The organism is Paraburkholderia sp. (assembly GCF_050742655.1).
Classification (GTDB): Bacteria; Pseudomonadota; Gammaproteobacteria; order Burkholderiales; family Burkholderiaceae; genus Paraburkholderia.
In genome coordinates this window covers 1-19900 of the sequence record NZ_JBOIGG010000039.1, presented here as the reverse complement: position 1 = coordinate 19900, position 19900 = coordinate 1, and the positions used below count along the sequence as shown (strand labels likewise).

Genomic DNA, 19900 nt, shown 5'->3' with positions numbered 1-19900 from the left:
GAACAGGACCGTGAAACGACTCCACGCCGATGATAGTGCGGATTGCCCGTGTGAAAGTAGGTAATCGTCAGGCTCCCCAGCAGCAACACCCGCCCCCGCCCGCCCTCAGGCTCGCGGGGGCGTCGTGTTTGAAGGGGTAAGTGAGTATTCGATGACTTGTGGAGCAAAGCTTGCTCTTGACAGGGGGCTGTTGCTCCCCCATAATCATCAGTTCTCTGCGGAGGGGTGCCCGAGTGGCTAAAGGGGGCAGACTGTAAATCTGTTGGCTTACGCCTACGTTGGTTCGAATCCAACCTCCTCCACCAGAATGCGATCGCAGTTGTTGGGAATCGATGAATTCTTGCGGGTGTAGCTCAATGGTAGAGCAGAAGCCTTCCAAGCTTATGACGAGGGTTCGATTCCCTTCACCCGCTCCAGTGTCGAGATGTAGCGCCCATGTGGCTCAGTGGTAGAGCACTCCCTTGGTAAGGGAGAGGTCGGCAGTTCGATCCTGCCCATGGGCACCAGCGAAAGTAGCTAGTGATTGTTTGCGCCCGGCGCAACGTACGGAAATCCTCTAGGAGTCGAAAATGGCCAAGGGTAAATTTGAGCGGACGAAGCCGCACGTGAACGTGGGGACGATCGGACACGTTGACCACGGCAAGACCACGCTGACGGCGGCGATCACGACGGTGCTGACCGCGAAGTTCGGTGGAGAAGCGAAGGCGTACGACCAGATCGACGCGGCGCCGGAAGAAAAGGCGCGCGGCATCACGATCAACACGGCGCACGTGGAGTACGAAACGGCGAACCGCCACTACGCCCACGTGGACTGCCCGGGCCACGCCGACTACGTGAAGAACATGATCACGGGCGCCGCGCAGATGGACGGCGCGATCCTGGTGTGCTCGGCCGCAGACGGCCCGATGCCGCAAACGCGTGAGCACATCCTGCTGGCGCGTCAGGTCGGTGTGCCGTACATCATCGTGTTCCTGAACAAGTGCGACATGGTGGACGACGCGGAGCTGCTCGAGCTGGTGGAGATGGAAGTGCGTGAGCTGCTGTCGAAGTACGACTTCCCGGGCGACGACACGCCGATCATCAAGGGTTCGGCGAAGCTGGCGCTGGAAGGCGACAAGGGCGAGCTGGGCGAAGTGGCGATCATGAACCTGGCCGACGCGCTGGACACGTACATCCCGACGCCGGAGCGCGCGATCGACGGAGCGTTCCTGATGCCGGTGGAAGACGTGTTCTCGATCTCGGGTCGTGGCACGGTGGTGACGGGCCGGGTTGAGCGCGGAGTCGTGAAGGTCGGCGAGGAAATCGAGATCGTCGGGATCAAGCCGACGGTGAAGACGACGTGCACGGGCGTGGAAATGTTCCGCAAGCTGCTCGACCAGGGTCAGGCGGGCGACAACGTGGGTATCCTGCTGCGCGGCACGAAGCGTGAAGATGTGGAGCGTGGCCAGGTGCTGGCCAAGCCGGGTTCGATCAACCCGCACACGCACTTCACGGCAGAAGTGTACGTGCTGAGCAAGGATGAGGGCGGCCGTCATACGCCGTTCTTCAACAACTACCGTCCGCAGTTCTACTTCCGTACGACGGATGTGACGGGCTCGATCGAGCTGCCGAAGGACAAGGAAATGGTGATGCCGGGCGACAACGTGTCGATCACGGTGAAGCTGATCCACCCGATCGCGATGGAAGAAGGCCTGCGCTTCGCCATCCGTGAAGGTGGTCGTACCGTCGGCGCCGGTGTCGTCGCCAAGATCATCGAGTAAGCCAGCTAGTTCTCGTTGATCGGTTGTTTCGGGGTTGACGGTGTCGTCAGCCCCAAATGGTTTAGGGGTATAGCTCAACTGGCAGAGCGTCGGTCTCCAAAACCGAAGGTTGGGGGTTCGATTCCCTCTGCCCCTGCCAATATCGCGCCGCATGTGGTGCTCGTTTAGGGTGTTATGGCGAATCCTTCCGTCGAAACTGTAAATACCTCCGGCGACAAGCTGACGTTGACCGCGGGCGTATTGCTGGTCTTGGCCGGGTTCGTAGGGTTCTTCTGGCTGAGCGGCCAGGAGTGGTACGTCCGCGGTGCGGCCCTTGTGGTTGGGGTGATCGCGGGTGTGGCGGTCGGTCTTCTCTCCGCGCCCGGCAAGGGTTTCATCGCATTTGCCAAAGATTCGTACAAGGAAGTTCGCAAGGTTGTGTGGCCCACGCGTAAAGAGGCTACGCAAACAACCTTGGTCGTGTTCGGCTTTGTACTGGTCATGGCGATCATTCTCTGGATTAGCGATAAATCCATTGAATGGGCGATTTTCTCGGTGATTCTGGGTTGGAAATGATATGAGTGATACTCCGGCATCCCCGAGCGGTAAACGTTGGTACGTCGTGCACGCCTACTCCGGCATGGAGAAGAGCGTGCAACGCGCGCTTCAGGAGCGCATCGAACGTGCTGGCATGCAGGATAAGTTTGGCCAGATCCTCGTGCCGACTGAAGAGGTGGTCGAGGTTAAGGGCGGTCACAAATCGGTGACCGAGCGTCGTTTCTTCCCGGGCTATGTGCTCGTGGAAATGGAAATGACAGACGAAACGTGGCACCTCGTGAAGAACACGGCAAAGGTAACCGGTTTCGTGGGCGGCGCACGCAATCGTCCGAGTCCGATTTCCCCGAGGGAAGTCGAGAAGATCATGTCGCAGATGCAGGAAGGCGTGGAGAAGCCGCGTCCGAAAACCCTGTTCGAAGTCGGCGAGTTGGTCCGCGTGAAGGATGGTCCGTTCACGGACTTCAACGGCAGCGTCGAGGAAGTGAACTACGAGAAGTCGCGAGTCCGTGTTTCTGTGACGATTTTCGGCCGGGCAACACCGGTTGAGCTGGAATTTGGTCAGGTCGAAAAGCTGTGATCTGACTCATGTGGGTTGCGCCGAATGGCGCGATCCACTTTTCGCGCTTACGGTCCGCGTAATGGCCGTTGAGGAGCGCAAGTAGTCGATGTTTGCCGAAAGCGCGCTATCACTCACCTGAACGTTAACGCGTTCCAACGAGGTTTTCAACATGGCAAAGAAAATCATCGGCTTTATCAAGCTGCAGATTCCTGCAGGTAAAGCCAACCCGTCGCCGCCGGTCGGCCCGGCACTGGGCCAGCGCGGCCTGAACATCATGGAATTCTGCAAGGCGTTCAACGCACAGACGCAAGCGTTGGAACCGGGCCTGCCGACTCCGGTTGTCATCACCGCGTTCGCCGACAAGAGCTTCACGTTCATTCTGAAGACGCCGCCGGCAACGGTTCTGATCAAGAAGGCTGCGAAGGTCGACAAAGGCTCGAGCAAGCCGCACACCGACAAGGTCGGCAAGATTACGCGCGCGCAGGCCGAAGAGATCGCCAAGAGCAAAATGCCTGATCTCACTGCAGCTGATCTCGACGCAGCGGTCCGTACGATCGCTGGTAGCGCCCGTTCGATGGGCATCACCGTGGAGGGCGTGTAAATGGCCAAGCTTTCTAAGCGTCTGCAATCTTTTGCAAACCAGATCGACCGCGAGAAGCTGTATGCGATCGACGAAGCGCTCACGCTCGTGAAGAGCTGCGCGACCGCGAAGTTCGACGAATCGATCGACGTTGCCGTGCAACTCGGTATCGATGCAAAGAAGTCGGATCAAGTGGTGCGTGGTTCGGTGGTGCTGCCGGCCGGTACCGGCAAGTCGGTACGTGTCGCAGTGTTCGCGCAGGGCGAGAAGGCCGAGCAGGCTCGTGCCGCTGGCGCTGAAATCGTCGGTATGGAAGATCTAGCCGAACAGGTCAAGGCCGGTAACCTGAACTTCGACGTCGTGATCGCTTCGCCGGACACGATGCGTGTTGTTGGTACGCTGGGCCAGATCCTCGGTCCGCGCGGCCTGATGCCGAACCCGAAGGTCGGCACGGTGACGCCGGACGTCGCGACCGCCGTGAAGAACGCGAAGGCCGGTCAGGTGCAATTCCGTGTCGACAAGGGCGGGATTATCCACGCAACGATCGGCCGTGCATCGTTCGAACCGACCGCGCTGCGCAACAACCTGAACGCGCTGGTCGAAGCGCTGCAAAAGGCGAAGCCGGCGACGAGCAAGGGTGTGTACCTGCGCAAGATCGCACTGTCGAGCACGATGGGTGCCGGCGTGCGTGTCGATCAGGCATCGCTGGCCGCGCAGTAAGAAATTCGGCGTTCCGGTGAGAGCTGGAACGCTATTTAAGGGCTTTGGGCGGTCGTGAGGTGGCAGTTCGCATCGCACGGCCGGTTGTCAAAGACCGTTGGCGAGGACGCATCAGGTAGGTGTTCTCTTAATGCAAAGCCAACGCAGATGGCGAACCCGAAATGGTTTTGTAGTGCTGAAGCCGTTTGGTACCCGCAGCGATGCGGTTAGCAGGCGGTCGAAATGCTCCTGACTGGTCGGACGCCGTTGTTGAACGCGGTACGCAAGGCACCCGCTGAGCGTATCGAATCTGGAGTTAACCGTGCCACTCAATAAAGAAAGTAAGCAGGCCGTCGTCGCTGAGGTTGCCGCGCAAGTCGCGAAAGCCCAGACCGTCGTTCTGGCCGAATATCGTGGGATCACGGTTGGCGATCTGACCAAGCTGCGCGCGAAAGCGCGCGAGCAACAGGTGTATCTCCGTGTGTTGAAAAACACGCTGGCGCGTCGCGCTGTCGAAGGTACTCCGTTTGCTCCGCTGGCTGAGCAGATGACTGGTCCTCTGATCTACGGCATCTCGGAAGATGCAATTGCTGCTGCCAAGGTCGTCAACGACTTCGGCAAGGGCAATGACAAGTTGATCATCAAGGCCGGTTCCTACGAAGGCAAGGTGATGGACAAGGCGGGCGTGCAAGCGCTGGCCAGCATCCCGAGCCGCGAGGAACTGCTCTCCAAGCTGCTGTTCGTCATGCAGGCACCTGTTTCTGGCTTCGCTCGCGCTCTTGGCGCGCTCGCAGCAAAGAAAGGTGAAACCGAAGCTGCCTGAGTTTCAGGCAGTGCGTGACGCACGTCGGTTGAGCGTAATCGATCGCTGGCTGTATCCGAATTCAATTTAGGAGTATTTCAAATGGCAATCGCAAAAGAAGACATCCTCGAAGCCGTAGGCTCGATGTCGGTTCTGGAACTGAACGAGCTGGTCAAGGCGTTCGAAGAAAAGTTTGGCGTGTCGGCAGCTGCTGTTGCAGTGGCAGGCCCGGCAGGCGGCGGCGCAGCAGCCGTTGCTGAAGAGCAAACCGAATTCACGGTCAACCTGACGGAAATCGGCGCGAACAAGGTGTCGGTCATTAAGGCGGTTCGCGAACTGACGGGTCTTGGCCTGAAGGAAGCGAAGGATCTGGTCGACGGTGCACCGAAGCCTGTGAAGGAAGCGGTACCGAAGGCTGCTGCTGAAGAAGCGAAGAAGAAGCTCGAAGAAGCTGGCGCGAAAGCTGAAATCAAGTAAATTTCAGCAGGCTGCGCGAAGGCTGGCGGTTTTCCACCGCCGGCCTTTTTGTGCTTTCTGGGGACTACGTCTTTGCATTGCTGTTTCGGCAAGAACGTGCCTCCAAGAAGCCAAAGAGAACCGTCTTTCGGTAAGGTCGACCGGCGATTCTCTTTGTCTTCTGAAGCGACTGCAGAAGGCAAGTTTGGTCGGGCAGCGGGCAACACAGGCATCCGCTGCCGTCAGCCAGCGGTTGGTAGCGGCCAACCACCAAGCTTCTAGGCTCGTTCAAGCCATCGGACGGCCATCGGGTCTCAGTCGGTGAACACTCGGGTTGTCTCATCAAGGTACCCTGCCTCGACAACAATGCCCGCCGTGATTCGGAGATCGTATGCAATATTCCTTCACCGAGAAGAAGCGTATTCGCAAGAGTTTTGCGAAGCGCCCCATCGTTCACCAAGTACCTTTCCTGCTGGCTACCCAGCTTGAATCATTCAGCACGTTTCTGCAAGCAGACGTGCCCGCAGCACAACGCAAGCCCGAAGGCCTGCAGGCCGCGTTCACATCGGTTTTCCCGATCGTGTCGCACAACGGTTTCGCGCGTCTCGAATTCGTCAGCTACATGCTGTCGTCGCCGGCATTCAACATCAAGGAATGCCAGCAACGCGGCTTGACGTACTGCTCCGCACTGCGCGCGAAAGTGCGTCTCGTGCTGCTCGACAAGGAATCGCCGAGCAAGCCGGTCGTTAAGGAAGTGAAGGAACAGGAAGTGTACATGGGCGAAATTCCGCTCATGACGCCGACGGGTTCGTTCGTCATTAACGGCACGGAACGCGTGATCGTTTCGCAGCTGCACCGTTCGCCCGGCGTGTTCTTCGAACATGACAAGGGCAAGACGCACAGCTCGGGCAAGCTGCTGTTCTCCGCACGGATCATTCCGTACCGCGGCTCGTGGCTCGACTTCGAATTCGATCCGAAGGACGTGCTGTACTTCCGCGTCGACCGTCGCCGCAAGATGCCGGTCACGATCCTGCTGAAGGCGATCGGCCTCACGCCGGAACAGATCCTCGCGAACTTCTTCGTGTTCGACAACTTCACGCTGATGCCGGAAGGCGCGCAGATGGAGTTCGTGCCCGAGCGTCTGCGTGGTGAAGTCGCGCGTTTCGACATCACGGATCGTGACGGCAACGTCATCGTGCAGAAGGACAAGCGGATCAACGCGAAGCACATCCGCGACCTCGAAAACGCGAAGACGAAGTTCATCTCGGTTCCGGAAGACTATCTGCTCGGCCGTGTGCTCGCGAAGAACGTCGTCGACGGCGATACCGGCGAAGTGATCGCGAACGCGAACGACGAAATCACCGAGACCGCGCTCGAGAAGCTGCGCGAAGCGAAGATCAAGGACATCCAGACGCTCTATACGAACGATCTGGATCAAGGTCCGTACATCTCGTCGACGCTGCGCATCGACGAAACCGCGGACCGCATGGCCGCGCGTATCGCGATCTACCGGATGATGCGTCCGGGCGAACCGCCGACCGAAGAAGCGGTCGAGGCGCTGTTCAATCGTCTCTTCTACAGCGAAGACGCGTACGACCTGTCGAAGGTGGGCCGTATGAAGTTCAATCGTCGCGTAGGTCGCGACGAGATCATCGGACCGATGACGCTGCAGGACGACGACATCCTCGCGACGATCAAAATCCTCGTCGAGCTGCGTAACGGCAAGGGCGAAGTGGACGATATCGACCACTTGGGCAATCGTCGCGTGCGTTGTGTCGGCGAACTGGCAGAGAACCAGTTCCGCGCCGGTCTCGTGCGTGTCGAACGTGCTGTGAAGGAACGCCTCGGCCAGGCCGAAAGCGAAAACCTGATGCCGCACGACCTGATCAACTCGAAGCCGATTTCGTCGGCGATCCGCGAGTTCTTCGGTTCGTCGCAGCTGTCGCAGTTCATGGACCAGACCAACCCGCTGTCGGAAATCACCCACAAGCGCCGCGTGTCGGCACTTGGACCGGGCGGTCTGACGCGTGAACGCGCAGGCTTCGAAGTCCGCGACGTGCACCCGACCCACTACGGCCGTGTGTGCCCGATCGAAACGCCGGAAGGTCCGAACATCGGCCTGATCAACTCGCTCGCGCTGTACGCGCACCTGAACGAATACGGCTTCCTCGAAACGCCGTATCGCAAGGTGACGGACAGCAAGGTGACCGACCAGATCGACTACCTGTCGGCGATCGAAGAAGGCCGTTACGTGATCGCTCAGGCGAACGCGGCGGTTGCTGCTGATGGCACGCTGACCGACGAACTCGTGTCGTCGCGTGAAGCGGGCGAAACGCTGATGGTCACGCCGGACCGCATCCAGTACATGGACGTGGCGCCGTCGCAGATCGTGTCGGTGGCAGCTTCGCTGATTCCGTTCCTCGAGCACGATGACGCGAACCGCGCGTTGATGGGTTCGAACATGCAGCGTCAGGCGGTGCCGTGTCTGCGTCCGGAAAAGGCCGTGGTCGGTACGGGTATCGAGCGTACGGTGGCGGTCGACTCGGGTACGACGGTTCAGGCATTCCGCGGCGGTGTGGTCGATTACGTCGACGCAGGCCGTATGGTGATCCGCGTGAACGATGACGAAGCCGCTGCTGGCGACGTCGGCGTGGACATCTACAACCTGATCAAGTACACGCGTTCGAACCAGAACACGAACATCAACCAGCGTCCGATCGTGAAGGTCGGCGACATCGTGTCGCGTGGCGACGTGCTGGCTGACGGCGCATCGACCGATCTCGGCGAACTGGCGCTTGGCCAGAACATGCTGGTCGCGTTCATGCCGTGGAACGGCTACAACTTCGAAGACTCGATCCTGATCTCGGAGAAGGTGGTGGCCGACGACCGTTACACGTCGATCCACATCGAAGAACTGAACGTCGTGGCTCGCGACACGAAGCTCGGACCGGAAGAAATCACGCGCGACATTTCGAATCTCGCTGAAGTACAGCTTGGCCGTCTCGACGAGTCGGGCATCGTGTACATCGGCGCGGAAGTCGAAGCAGGCGACGTGCTGGTCGGCAAGGTGACGCCGAAGGGCGAAACCCAGCTGACGCCGGAAGAAAAGCTGCTGCGCGCGATCTTCGGCGAGAAGGCATCGGATGTGAAGGACACGTCGCTGCGCGTGCCGTCGGGCATGAGCGGTACCGTGATCGACGTGCAGGTGTTCACGCGCGAAGGCATCCAGCGCGACAAGCGCGCGCAACAGATCATCGACGATGAACTGAAGCGCTATCGCCTCGACCTGAACGACCAGTTGCGTATCGTGGAAGGCGACGCGTTCCAGCGTCTCGCGCGGATGCTCGTCGGCAAGGTCGCGAACGGCGGTCCGAAGAAGCTCGCGAAGGGTACGAAGATCGAACAAGCTTACCTGGAAGATCTCGACCACTACCACTGGTTCGACATCCGCCTCGCGGACGAAGAAGCAGCGGCGCAGCTCGAAGCGATCAAGGACTCGATCGAACAGAAGCGTCACCAGTTCGATCTCGCGTTCGAAGAGAAGCGCAAGAAGCTCACGCAGGGCGACGAATTGCCGCCGGGCGTGCTGAAGATGGTCAAGGTGTACCTGGCAGTGAAGCGCCGCCTGCAGCCTGGCGACAAGATGGCCGGCCGTCACGGTAACAAGGGCGTTGTGTCGAAGATCGTGCCGATCGAAGACATGCCGTACATGGCCGATGGCCGTCCGGCAGACGTCGTGTTGAATCCGCTCGGCGTGCCGTCGCGGATGAACGTGGGGCAGGTGCTCGAAGTGCATCTGGGTTGGGCCGCGAAGGGCCTCGGCTGGCGTATCGGCGAAATGCTGCAGCGTCAGGCGAAGATCGCCGAACTGCGCGAGTTCCTGACGAAGATCTACAACGAGTCGGGCCGCGCGGAAGAGATCGACACGTTCACGGACGATGAAATCGTCGAACTCGCCAAGAACCTGCGTGAAGGCGTGCCGTTCGCGACGCCGGTGTTCGACGGTGCGACGGAAGAAGAAATGTCCGGCATGCTGAACCTGGCGTTCCCGGACGACATCGCGCAGAACCTCGGCATGACGAAGTCGAAGAACCAGGTGCGTCTGTACGACGGCCGCACGGGTGAGGCATTCGAGCGATCGGTAACGGTCGGCTACATGCATTACCTGAAGCTGCATCACCTGGTCGACGACAAGATGCACGCTCGCTCCACGGGCCCGTACTCGCTCGTGACGCAGCAGCCGCTCGGCGGTAAGGCGCAGTTCGGTGGTCAGCGCTTCGGTGAAATGGAAGTGTGGGCGCTCGAAGCGTACGGCGCGTCGTACGTGCTGCAGGAAATGCTGACGGTGAAGTCGGACGATGTGACCGGCCGGACCAAGGTGTATGAGAACCTGGTCAAGGGCGATCACGTGATCGATGCAGGCATGCCGGAATCCTTCAACGTGCTGGTGAAGGAAATCCGCTCGCTCGGTATCGACATCGACCTCGACCGCAACTAATCGGACTACGGAGAGAAGGCAATGAAAGCTCTGCTCGATCTATTCAAGCAAGTCCAACAACCCGAAGTGTTTGACGCGATCAAGATCGGTCTGGCCTCGCCGGACAAGATCCGCTCGTGGTCGTTCGGCGAAGTGAAGAAGCCGGAAACGATCAACTACCGCACCTTCAAGCCGGAGCGGGATGGTCTGTTCTGCGCGAAGATCTTCGGGCCGATCAAGGACTACGAGTGCCTGTGCGGCAAGTACAAGCGCCTGAAGCACCGCGGCGTGATCTGCGAAAAGTGCGGCGTCGAAGTGACGCTCGCCAAGGTGCGCCGCGAGCGCATGGGTCACATCGAACTCGCGTCGCCCGTCGCGCACATCTGGTTCCTGAAGTCGCTGCCGTCGCGTCTGGGCATGGTGCTCGACATGACGCTGCGCGACATCGAGCGCGTGCTGTATTTCGAAGCCTACGTCGTGATCGACCCGGGCATGACGCCGCTGAAAGCGCGGCAGATCATGACCGAAGAGGATTACTACAACAAGGTCGAAGAGTACGGTGACGAATTCCGTGCCGAAATGGGCGCGGAAGGCGTGCGCGAACTGCTGCGTGCGATCAACATCGACGAACAGGTCGAGATGCTGCGCACCGAACTGAAGAACACTGGTTCGGAAGCGAAGATCAAGAAGTACGCGAAGCGCCTGAAGGTGCTCGAGGCCTTCCAGCGTTCGGGCATCAAGCCGGACTGGATGGTGCTCGAAGTGCTGCCGGTGCTGCCGCCGGAACTGCGTCCGCTCGTGCCGCTCGACGGCGGCCGTTTCGCGACGTCGGACCTGAACGACCTGTATCGCCGCGTGATCAACCGGAACAACCGGTTGAAGCGTCTGCTCGAACTGAAGGCGCCTGAAATCATCGTCCGCAACGAAAAGCGGATGCTGCAGGAAGCCGTCGATTCGCTGCTCGACAACGGTCGTCGCGGTAAGGCGATGACGGGCGCGAACAAGCGTCCGCTGAAGTCGCTCGCCGACATGATCAAGGGTAAGGGCGGTCGTTTCCGTCAGAACCTTTTGGGCAAGCGCGTCGACTACTCGGGCCGTTCGGTCATCGTGGTCGGCCCGACGCTCAAGCTGCATCAGTGCGGTCTGCCGAAGCTGATGGCGCTCGAACTGTTCAAGCCGTTCATCTTCAACAAGCTCGAAGTGATGGGTGTTGCTACCACCATCAAGGCTGCGAAGAAGGAAGTCGAGAACCAGACGCCGGTGGTGTGGGACATCCTCGAAGAGGTGATCCGCGAGCATCCGGTCATGCTGAACCGCGCGCCGACTCTTCACCGTCTCGGCATTCAGGCTTTCGAGCCGGTGCTGATCGAAGGTAAGGCAATCCAGCTGCATCCGCTGGTTTGCGCGGCGTTCAACGCCGACTTCGACGGTGACCAGATGGCTGTCCACGTTCCGCTGTCGCTCGAAGCGCAGATGGAAGCGCGCACGCTGATGCTGGCGTCGAACAACGTCCTGTTCCCGGCCAACGGCGATCCGTCGATCGTGCCGTCGCAGGATATCGTGCTCGGCCTGTACTACGCGACGCGTGAAGCGGTCAATGCGAAGGGCGAAGGCCTGTCGTTCACGGGCGTGTCGGAAGCGCTGCGCGCGTACGAGAACAAGGAAGTCGAACTCGCGTCGCGCGTCAACGTGCGGATCACCGAAATGGTCCGTAACGAAGACACGTCGGAAGGTGCTCCGCAGTTCGTGCCGAAGATCTCGCTGTATGCGACGACCGTCGGCCGCGCGATCCTGTCGGAAATCCTGCCGCCGGGCCTGCCGTTCTCGGTGCTGAACAAGCCGCTGAAGAAGAAGGAAATCTCGCGTCTGATCAACACCGCGTTCCGCAAGTGCGGTCTGCGCGAAACGGTGATTTTCGCCGACCAGTTGATGCAGTCGGGCTTCCGTCTGGCAACGCGCGCCGGTATTTCGATCTGCGTCGACGACATGCTCGTGCCGCCGCAGAAGGAAACCATCGTCGGCGACGCCGCGAAGAAGGTGAAGGAATACGACCGTCAGTACATGTCGGGTCTCGTCACGTCGCAAGAGCGCTACAACAACGTGGTCGACATCTGGTCGGCAACGTCGGAAGCGGTCGGTAAGGCGATGATGGAACAGCTGTCGACGGAACCGGTGGTCGATCGCGACGGCAACCAGACGCGTCAGGAGTCGTTCAACTCCATCTACATGATGGCCGACTCGGGCGCGCGCGGTTCGGCGGTTCAGATTCGCCAGCTGGCCGGTATGCGTGGCCTGATGGCGAAGCCGGACGGCTCGATCATCGAGACGCCGATTACGGCGAACTTCCGCGAAGGCCTCAACGTGTTGCAGTACTTCATCTCGACCCACGGTGCACGTAAGGGTCTGGCTGATACGGCACTGAAGACGGCAAACTCGGGTTACCTGACGCGACGTCTCGTCGACGTGACGCAGGATCTGGTGGTGGTCGAGGACGATTGCGGTACGTCGAACGGCGTCGCCATGAAGGCGTTGGTCGAAGGCGGTGAAGTCGTCGAAGCCCTGCGTGACCGTATCCTCGGTCGCGTGACGGTGGCTGACGTCGTCAATCCGGAATCGCAGGAAACGCTGTACGAAACGGGCACGCTGCTCGACGAAGATGCGGTCGAAGAAATCGAACGCCTCGGCATCGACGAAGTGCGCGTACGCACGCCGCTGACGTGCGAAACGCGTTACGGCTTGTGCGCAGCCTGCTACGGCCGGGATCTCGGCCGCGGCTCGTCGGTCAACGTCGGCGAAGCGGTCGGCGTGATCGCCGCGCAGTCGATCGGCGAACCGGGCACGCAGCTGACGATGCGGACGTTCCACATCGGCGGTGCAGCATCGCGTGCGGCAGTCGCTTCGTCGGTGGAAGCGAAGTCGAACGGTACGGTCCGTTTCACGTCGACGATGCGTTACGTCACGAATGCGAAGGGCGAGCAGATCGTCATCTCGCGTTCGGGCGAAGCGATGATCACCGACGATCACGGCCGTGAGCGCGAACGTCACAAGGTGCCGTACGGCGCGACGCTGCTGCAGCTGGACGGTGCGCAGATCAAGGCCGGTACGCAGCTCGCGACGTGGGATCCGATGACGCGCCCGATCATCACCGAGTACGGCGGTACGGTGAAGTTCGAAAACGTCGAGGAAGGCGTGACGGTAGCGAAGCAGATCGACGACGTGACGGGGCTTTCGACGCTCGTCGTGATCGACGTGAAGCGCCGCGGTTCGCAGGCTTCGAAGAGCGTGCGTCCGCAGGTGAAGCTGCTCGACGCGGCTGGTGAGGAAGTGAAGATCCCGAACACCGAGCATTCGGTGCAGATCGGCTTCCAGGTCGGCGCGCTGATTACCGTGAAGGACGGTCAGCAGGTGCAGGTCGGTGAAGTGCTCGCACGGATCCCGACCGAATCGCAGAAGACGCGTGACATTACCGGTGGTCTGCCACGTGTGGCCGAACTGTTCGAAGCACGTTCACCGAAGGACGCCGGCATTCTCGCGGAAGTCACGGGTACGACGTCGTTCGGTAAGGACACGAAGGGCAAGCAGCGTCTCGTTATCACGGACCTCGAAGGCGAACAGCACGAGTTCCTGATCGCGAAGGAAAAGCAGGTCCTGGTGCACGATGGTCAAGTCGTCAACAAGGGCGAAATGATCGTCGACGGGCCGGCCGATCCGCACGACATCCTGCGTCTGCAGGGCGTCGAGGCGCTGTCGCGCTACATCGTGGACGAAGTGCAGGACGTGTACCGTCTGCAGGGCGTGAAGATCAACGACAAGCACATTGAAGTGATCGTGCGTCAGATGCTGCGTCGTGTGCAGATTTCGGACAACGGCGATACGCGCTTCATTCCGGGCGAACAGGTCGAGCGGTCGGACATGCTCGACGAGAACGACCGGATGGTCGCGGAAGACAAGCGTCCGGCCACGTACGAAAACGTGCTGCTCGGTATCACGAAGGCGTCGCTGTCGACCGATTCGTTCATCTCCGCGGCGTCGTTCCAGGAAACGACTCGCGTGCTGACCGAAGCGGCGATCATGGGCAAGCGCGACGATCTGCGTGGGCTGAAGGAAAACGTGATCGTCGGTCGTCTGATTCCGGCTGGTACGGGTCTCGCGTTCCACAAGGCGCGCAAGACCAAGGAACTGTCCGACCGCGAGCGTTTCGATCAGATCGCGGCCGAAGAGGCCTTCGAATTCGGTACGCCGGAAACCCCGGCCGCCGAACAGCAGCACTCCGGCGAGTAAGACGCGGGGCGCAAGCCGCTTCCGTCTTCGAACCGCACGAGCCGCCCGGTTTCGACCGGGCGGCTTTTTTTTGCCGTTTTTTTGTCCTTCCCATCGGCCGATCGGTGAATGTTCGCGAGAAACGCGGGCACGCGGCGGATGCGTTGGTAAAATTCGTTTGTCCGGCCCGCCGTCTCTTCCCGATCTCAATGTCCCGTTCGCTCGAAATTCTCAACGAAGTCTTCGGTTATCCCGCGTTCCGCGGACAGCAGGGCGAGATCGTCGAGCACGTTGCATCGGGTGGCGATTCGCTCGTGCTGATGCCGACCGGCGGCGGCAAATCGCTGTGCTACCAGATTCCATCGCTGGTGCGCCGCGAAGCCGGGCTCGGTGCCGGCGTCGTCGTGTCGCCGTTGATCGCGTTGATGCAGGATCAGGTCGCGGCGTTGACTGAAGTTGGCGTGCGCGCTGCGTATCTGAACTCGACGCTGTCGGGCGCCGAAGCGGCCGCGACCGAGCGCGCGCTGCGCGACGGCGACATCGATCTGCTGTACGTCGCACCCGAACGACTGATGACACCACGTTTTCTCGAGCTGCTCGAGCGCACGCGCATCGGCCTGTTCGCGATCGACGAGGCGCACTGCGTGTCGCAGTGGGGGCACGATTTCCGGCCGGAATACATCCAGCTTTCCGTGCTGCACGAGCGGTTCCCGTCGGTGCCCCGCATCGCGCTGACCGCGACGGCCGACGCGATTACCCGCGAAGAGATCGTCCAGCGTCTCGCACTCGACGATGCGCGCATTTTCGTTTCGAGCTTCGATCGTCCGAACATCCGTTACCGGATCGTCGAAAAAGACAACGCACGGTCGCAGCTGCTCGATTTCATCCGCGCCGAGCACACGCGCGCGGATGGCACCACCGACGCGGGCGTGGTCTATTGCCTGTCGCGCCGCAAAGTCGAGGAGACCGCGGAATGGCTGAAAGCGCAGGGTGTCCGCGCGCTGCCGTATCACGCGGGCATGGAATTCGAGATCCGGCAGAAGCATCAGGAAATGTTCCAGCGCGAGGAAGGTGTCGTGATGTGCGCGACGATCGCGTTCGGGATGGGTATCGACAAACCCGACGTGCGGTTTGTCGCGCACCTCGATTTGCCGAAGAGCGTCGAAGGCTACTACCAGGAAACCGGTCGAGCCGGCCGCGACGGCATGCCGGCCAATGCGTGGATGACGTACGGTCTGGGCGATGTTGTCCAGCAGCGCAAGATGATCGACGAGTCCGAGGCTGATGATGCGCACAAACGCGTGCAGACCGGCAAGCTCGACGCGCTGCTAGGGCTGTGCGAAACCGCGTCGTGCCGGCGCGTGCGGTTGCTCGGCTACTTCGGCGAGTCGAGCGGGCCGTGCGGCAACTGCGATACCTGCCTTGAGCCGCCGGCGTCGTGGGATGCTACGCGCGAAGCGCAGATGGCGCTGTCGTGCGTGTTCCGCGCGCAGCGCGCGAGCGGTTTTCATTTCGGCGCGGGCCACCTGATCGACATTCTTCGCGGCAACAAGAGCGAGAAGGTTCTGCAGCGCGGCCACGAGAAGCTGAGCACGTTCGGCATCGGCGCGGCGCTGTCCGAGCCGGAGTGGCGAGCGGTGTTCCGGCAACTGGTGGCGTTCGGCTATCTGTCCATCGACCACGAGGGCTATGGGTCGCTGGTGCTGACCGCGGCCAGCAAGCCGGTGCTGAAGGGCGACCAGAACGTGACGCTGCGCCGTTACGTTAAGCCGACCCGCACACGGCAATCGTCGGGCCGCACGAGCGAACGGGCTGACCCGACGCTCGGCATGGGACCGCGCGAGCGCGCCCGCTGGGAGCGGCTGCGCGCCTGGCGCACCGAGACCGCGAAAAGCGACGGAGTGCCCGCCTACGTTATTTTCCACGACGCGACGCTGGCGGAAATTGCCCGCAACGGGCCCGATACTCTCGATGGTCTTCGCCACATCCCCGGGATGGGTGCCCGCAAGCTCGATCGCTTCGGCGCGGAGCTGCTCGAAGTCGTCTCCGCCGACTGACAGTCAAGTAAGAACACCGCATCGCCGCGAAACTCCCTTCCCTAGCCCCGCAACCTGTTGACTTGTTTGGTATTTCCAGAATATAGTGCTAGGTTCCGGATTTTGGCTTGCCTGCGCGCGCCTTTCGCGCGTGCGTTGTCATGTGCAGCAGCGGGATGCGGAAGCAAAAAGAAGCAAACAGGAAGTTCGGTGTTCATCGTTTCTGCTTTGCCCAGAAACGAATACATCGGTTTTGTTCAATTTCAGGAATAAACAATGCCAACCATCAATCAACTGGTTCGCAAAGGCCGCGCTTCAGAAACTGTGAAGAGCAAGAGCCCGGCCTTGCAGGACTGCCCCCAGCGTCGCGGCGTGTGCACCCGTGTGTACACCACGACGCCTAAGAAGCCGAACTCGGCGCTCCGTAAGGTCGCCAAGGTTCGTCTGACGAACGGCTTCGAAGTGATTTCGTATATCGGCGGTGAAGGCCACAACCTGCAGGAACACTCGGTTGTGCTGATCCGTGGCGGCCGGGTTAAGGATTTGCCGGGTGTGCGTTATCACATGGTTCGCGGCTCGCTGGATACCCAGGGCGTCAAGGACCGTAAGCAGGCTCGCTCGAAGTACGGTGCGAAGCGTGCGAAGGCCGGCAAGTAAGCAGCTGGTTTGCAGTCGTATCAGGTCGCCTGAAGAGGCGGTAATGGCGGTGGTGCCGGATTCACCGGTGCTGTCGAGTAAGTGGTCACCCGACCGGGCTGGTTAGTCGTAAAGATGAATCGGGTTAGTTGGTGACCGCGGGGCTGAAAGCAGCTCCAACTGAAAAGGTAAAGGAAGAAACATGCCGCGTCGTCGCGAAGTCCCCAAGCGGGAAGTGTTGCCGGATCCGAAGTTCGGTAACGTAGATGTAGCAAAATTCATGAACGTGCTGATGCTCTCGGGCAAGAAGTCGGTTGCCGAGCGCATCGTGTACGGCGCTTTCGAACAGATCCAGACCAAGGGTGGCAAGGACCCGCTGGAAGTGTTCACGGTGGCGCTCAACAACGTGAAGCCGGTCGTTGAAGTGAAGAGCCGTCGCGTTGGTGGTGCGAACTACCAGGTTCCGGTCGAAGTGCGTCCGTCGCGTCGTATGGCATTGGCGATGCGTTGGCTGCGTGAGGCTGCGAAGAAGCGTAGCGAGAAGTCCATGGCCCTGCGCCTGGCTGGTGAACTGTCCGAGGCCGCAGAAGGCCGCGGCGGCGCAATGAAGAAGCGCGACGAAGTCCACCGGATGGCAGAAGCCAACAAGGCGTTCTCGCATTTCCGTTTCTAAGCGTTCTGCCGGGGTCGTGCCAGACCCGGCGGTATAACGGAAAGAAATTCCGGGCGGGTGCGCTTCAAGGCGCCTCGCCCGTTTGTGTTAGGGCACGCTGGGTCGATATCCAGCGCGTCAATCCCCATAGAGGATCAAAGTGGCTCGCAAGACTCCTATCGAGCGCTACCGTAACATCGGTATTAGCGCTCACATCGACGCCGGCAAAACGACGACGACCGAGCGCATTCTGTTTTACACCGGCGTGAACCACAAGATTGGTGAAGTTCACGACGGCGCAGCAACCATGGACTGGATGGAGCAGGAACAGGAGCGCGGTATCACGATCACGTCCGCTGCTACCACTGCTTTCTGGAAGGGCATGGCGGGCGACCGCCCTGAACACCGTATCAACATCATCGACACCCCGGGTCACGTCGACTTCACGATTGAAGTCGAGCGCTCGATGCGCGTGCTCGACGGCGCGTGCATGGTCTACTGTGCTGTGGGCGGCGTGCAACCGCAGTCGGAAACGGTGTGGCGCCAGGCAAACAAGTACAAGGTTCCCCGTCTCGCGTTCATCAACAAGATGGACCGTACCGGTGCGAACTTCTTCAAGGTCTACGATCAGTTGAAGCTGCGTCTGAAGGCGAATCCGGTTCCGGTCGTGGTGCCTATCGGTGCGGAAGAAACGTTCACGGGCGTGGTCGATCTGCTGAAGATGAAGGCGATCATTTGGGACGAAGCGTCCCAAGGCACGAAGTTCTCGTACGAAGAAATTCCGGCGGAGCTCGTCGACACGTGCAATGAATGGCGTGAAAAGATGATCGAGGCTGCCGCTGAGTCGAGCGAAGAGCTGATGAACAAGTACCTCGAAGAAGGCGAACTGACGGAAGCTGAAATCGTCAAGGGCCTGCGCGACCGTACGATCGCTTGCGAAATCCAGCCGATGCTGTGCGGCACCGCGTTCAAGAACAAGGGCGTGCAACGGATGCTGGACGCCGTGCTCGACTTTCTGCCGTCGCCGATCGACATTCCGCCGGTTACGGGTGAACTCGAAAACGGTGAAAAGGCTGAGCGTCGCGCAGCTGACGACGAGAAGTTCTCGTCTCTCGCATTCAAGATCATGACCGACCCGTTTGTCGGCCAGTTGATCTTCTTCCGTGTGTACTCCGGCACGACGAAGTCGGGCGACACGCTGCTGAACGCGACCAAGGACAAGAAGGAACGTCTCGGTCGTATTCTGCTGATGCACGCGAACCAGCGTGAAGAAATCAAGGAAGTGCACGCGGGCGATATTGCTGCTGCAGTTGGTCTGAAAGATGCGACCACGGGTGACACGCTGTGCGATCCGCTGCACCCGATCGTGCTCGAGCGCATGATTTTCCCGGAGCCGGTGATTTCACAGGCTGTTGAGCCGAAGACGAAGCCCGACCAGGAAAAGATGGGTCTGGCGCTTAACCGCCTGGCTCAGGAAGATCCGTCGTTCCGTGTGCAAACGGACGAAGAGTCGGGTCAAACCATTATTTCGGGCATGGGCGAGCTCCACCTCGAAATTCTGGTCGACCGGATGAAGCGTGAATTCGGCGTCGAAGCTACCGTCGGCAAGCCGCAGGTGGCGTACCGTGAAACGATCCGCGGTAAGGCGGAAGACGTCGACGGCAAGTTCGTCAAGCAGTCGGGTGGTCGCGGCCAGTACGGTCACGCGGTCATCACGCTCGAGCCGAACGAACAGGGCAAGGGCTACGAGTTCCTCGACGAGATCAAGGGCGGCGTGATTCCGCGCGAGTACATCCCGGCTGTCGACAAGGGCATCCAGGAAACGCTGAAGAGCGGCGTGCTGGCCGGTTTCCCGGTTGTCGACGTGAAGGTGCATCTGACGTTCGGTTCGTACCACGACGTTGACTCGAACGAAAACGCGTTCCGCATGGCTGGTTCGATGGCGTTCAAGGAAGCGATGCGCAAGGCGAACCCGGTTATTCTCGAACCGATGATGGCTGTCGAAGTCGAAACGCCGGAAGACTACATGGGCAACGTCATGGGCGACCTGTCGGGTCGTCGCGGCATTGTTCAGGGCATGGAAGACATGATTGGCGGCGGCAAGATCGTCCGCGCAGAAGTGCCGTTGTCGGAAATGTTCGGTTACTCGACGTCGCTGCGTTCGCTCTCGCAAGGGCGCGCCACGTACACGATGGAGTTCAAGCATTACGCAGAAGCGCCGCGCAACGTATCCGAGGCGATCATCAACGCGAAGTCGAAGTAAATCTTTCGGCAGCATTCATCGATCAACTTTTTTGAAAGAAGAGAAACATGGCAAAAGGTAAATTTGAGCGGACGAAGCCGCACGTGAACGTGGGGACGATCGGACACGTTGACCACGGCAAGACCACGCTGACGGCGGCGATCACGACGGTGCTGACCGCGAAGTTCGGTGGAGAAGCGAAGG

Annotated in this window: 14 protein-coding genes and 4 tRNA genes; all 18 read left to right on the top strand. The window is 60.3% G+C overall.

The features are described from left to right. Positions 1–219 precede the first annotated feature (219 nt). Positions 220–305: transfer RNA gene (locus ACREXZ_RS30110), tRNA-Tyr, on the top strand. A gap of 37 nt (positions 306–342) precedes the next feature. After that, a tRNA-Gly gene (locus ACREXZ_RS30105) sits at positions 343–416 on the top strand. 15 nt (positions 417–431) lie between these two features. Beyond that, a tRNA-Thr gene (locus ACREXZ_RS30100) sits at positions 432–506 on the top strand. Between the two features lie 63 nt (positions 507–569). Then, entirely contained in the window at positions 570–1760 is a 1191-nt protein-coding gene (gene tuf / locus ACREXZ_RS30095; RefSeq protein WP_431767783.1) for an elongation factor Tu, read from the top strand. 63 nt (positions 1761–1823) lie between these two features. Then, positions 1824–1899 (top strand) — tRNA-Trp (locus tag ACREXZ_RS30090). Positions 1900–1934: 35 nt separating this feature from the next. Continuing rightward, positions 1935–2315 (top strand): preprotein translocase subunit SecE, encoded by a 381-nt coding sequence (gene secE, locus ACREXZ_RS30085; RefSeq protein ID WP_431767782.1) that lies wholly within the window; start codon positions 1935–1937, stop codon positions 2313–2315. Between the two features lies 1 nt (position 2316). Next, positions 2317–2874 (top strand): transcription termination/antitermination protein NusG, encoded by a 558-nt coding sequence (nusG, locus tag ACREXZ_RS30080; RefSeq protein WP_431767781.1) that lies wholly within the window; start codon positions 2317–2319, stop codon positions 2872–2874. Between the two features lie 151 nt (positions 2875–3025). Next, positions 3026–3457, top strand: coding sequence for a 50S ribosomal protein L11 (gene rplK / locus ACREXZ_RS30075; protein ID WP_431767780.1), 432 nt, complete (start codon positions 3026–3028; stop codon positions 3455–3457). Further along, on the top strand, positions 3458–4156 hold the full coding sequence (gene rplA, locus ACREXZ_RS30070) for a 50S ribosomal protein L1 (protein ID WP_431767779.1): 699 nt from the start codon (positions 3458–3460) through the stop codon (positions 4154–4156). Between the two features lie 301 nt (positions 4157–4457). Continuing rightward, entirely contained in the window at positions 4458–4958 is a 501-nt protein-coding gene (gene rplJ, locus ACREXZ_RS30065; RefSeq protein WP_431767778.1) for a 50S ribosomal protein L10, read from the top strand. Between the two features lie 81 nt (positions 4959–5039). Beyond that, a complete protein-coding gene (gene rplL / locus ACREXZ_RS30060) occupies positions 5040–5414 on the top strand; it encodes a 50S ribosomal protein L7/L12 (protein WP_431767777.1) in 375 nt (124 codons plus the stop codon). A gap of 370 nt (positions 5415–5784) precedes the next feature. Next, positions 5785–9891 carry a DNA-directed RNA polymerase subunit beta gene (gene rpoB / locus ACREXZ_RS30055; protein ID WP_431767776.1) on the top strand — a complete coding sequence of 1369 codons (4107 nt, stop codon included), beginning with the start codon at positions 5785–5787 and terminating at the stop codon, positions 9889–9891. 21 nt (positions 9892–9912) lie between these two features. Further along, the gene (gene rpoC, locus ACREXZ_RS30050; RefSeq protein ID WP_431767775.1) at positions 9913–14151 is read left to right on the top strand and encodes a DNA-directed RNA polymerase subunit beta'; all 4239 of its coding nucleotides are present in this window, start codon (positions 9913–9915) and stop codon (positions 14149–14151) included. A gap of 188 nt (positions 14152–14339) precedes the next feature. Next, entirely contained in the window at positions 14340–16187 is a 1848-nt protein-coding gene (recQ, locus tag ACREXZ_RS30045) for a DNA helicase RecQ (RefSeq protein WP_431767774.1), read from the top strand. Between the two features lie 255 nt (positions 16188–16442). Next, positions 16443–16823 carry a 30S ribosomal protein S12 gene (gene rpsL / locus ACREXZ_RS30040; protein WP_035935550.1) on the top strand — a complete coding sequence of 127 codons (381 nt, stop codon included), beginning with the start codon at positions 16443–16445 and terminating at the stop codon, positions 16821–16823. Between the two features lie 181 nt (positions 16824–17004). Next, positions 17005–17475, top strand: a complete 471-nt coding sequence (gene rpsG / locus ACREXZ_RS30035; RefSeq protein WP_006053291.1) for a 30S ribosomal protein S7 — start codon at positions 17005–17007, stop codon at positions 17473–17475. 139 nt (positions 17476–17614) lie between these two features. Then, positions 17615–19717: an elongation factor G gene (gene fusA, locus ACREXZ_RS30030; RefSeq protein ID WP_431767773.1), complete on the top strand. Its 2103-nt coding sequence runs from the start codon at positions 17615–17617 to the stop codon at positions 19715–19717. Positions 19718–19764: 47 nt separating this feature from the next. Beyond that, a partial coding sequence (locus tag ACREXZ_RS30025) for a GTP-binding protein (RefSeq protein ID WP_431767784.1) occupies positions 19765–19900 on the top strand: 136 nt, incomplete at its 3' end.

Excerpts from the sequence above, each read along its gene's own strand:
- rpsL (WP_035935550.1), top strand. The coding sequence starts at position 16,443 with ATGCCAACCATCAATCAACTGGTTCGCAAAGGCCGCGCTTCAGAAACT.
- rplL (WP_431767777.1), top strand. The coding sequence starts at position 5,040 with ATGGCAATCGCAAAAGAAGACATCCTCGAAGCCGTAGGCTCGATGTCG.
- rplA (WP_431767779.1), top strand. The coding sequence starts at position 3,458 with ATGGCCAAGCTTTCTAAGCGTCTGCAATCTTTTGCAAACCAGATCGAC.
- secE (WP_431767782.1), top strand. The coding sequence starts at position 1,935 with ATGGCGAATCCTTCCGTCGAAACTGTAAATACCTCCGGCGACAAGCTG.
- recQ (WP_431767774.1), top strand. The coding sequence starts at position 14,340 with ATGTCCCGTTCGCTCGAAATTCTCAACGAAGTCTTCGGTTATCCCGCG.
- rpoC (WP_431767775.1), top strand. The coding sequence starts at position 9,913 with ATGAAAGCTCTGCTCGATCTATTCAAGCAAGTCCAACAACCCGAAGTG.
- rplK (WP_431767780.1), top strand. The coding sequence starts at position 3,026 with ATGGCAAAGAAAATCATCGGCTTTATCAAGCTGCAGATTCCTGCAGGT.
- tuf (WP_431767783.1), top strand. The coding sequence starts at position 570 with ATGGCCAAGGGTAAATTTGAGCGGACGAAGCCGCACGTGAACGTGGGG.
- rpsG (WP_006053291.1), top strand. The coding sequence starts at position 17,005 with ATGCCGCGTCGTCGCGAAGTCCCCAAGCGGGAAGTGTTGCCGGATCCG.
- rpoB (WP_431767776.1), top strand. The coding sequence starts at position 5,785 with ATGCAATATTCCTTCACCGAGAAGAAGCGTATTCGCAAGAGTTTTGCG.
- nusG (WP_431767781.1), top strand. The coding sequence starts at position 2,317 with ATGAGTGATACTCCGGCATCCCCGAGCGGTAAACGTTGGTACGTCGTG.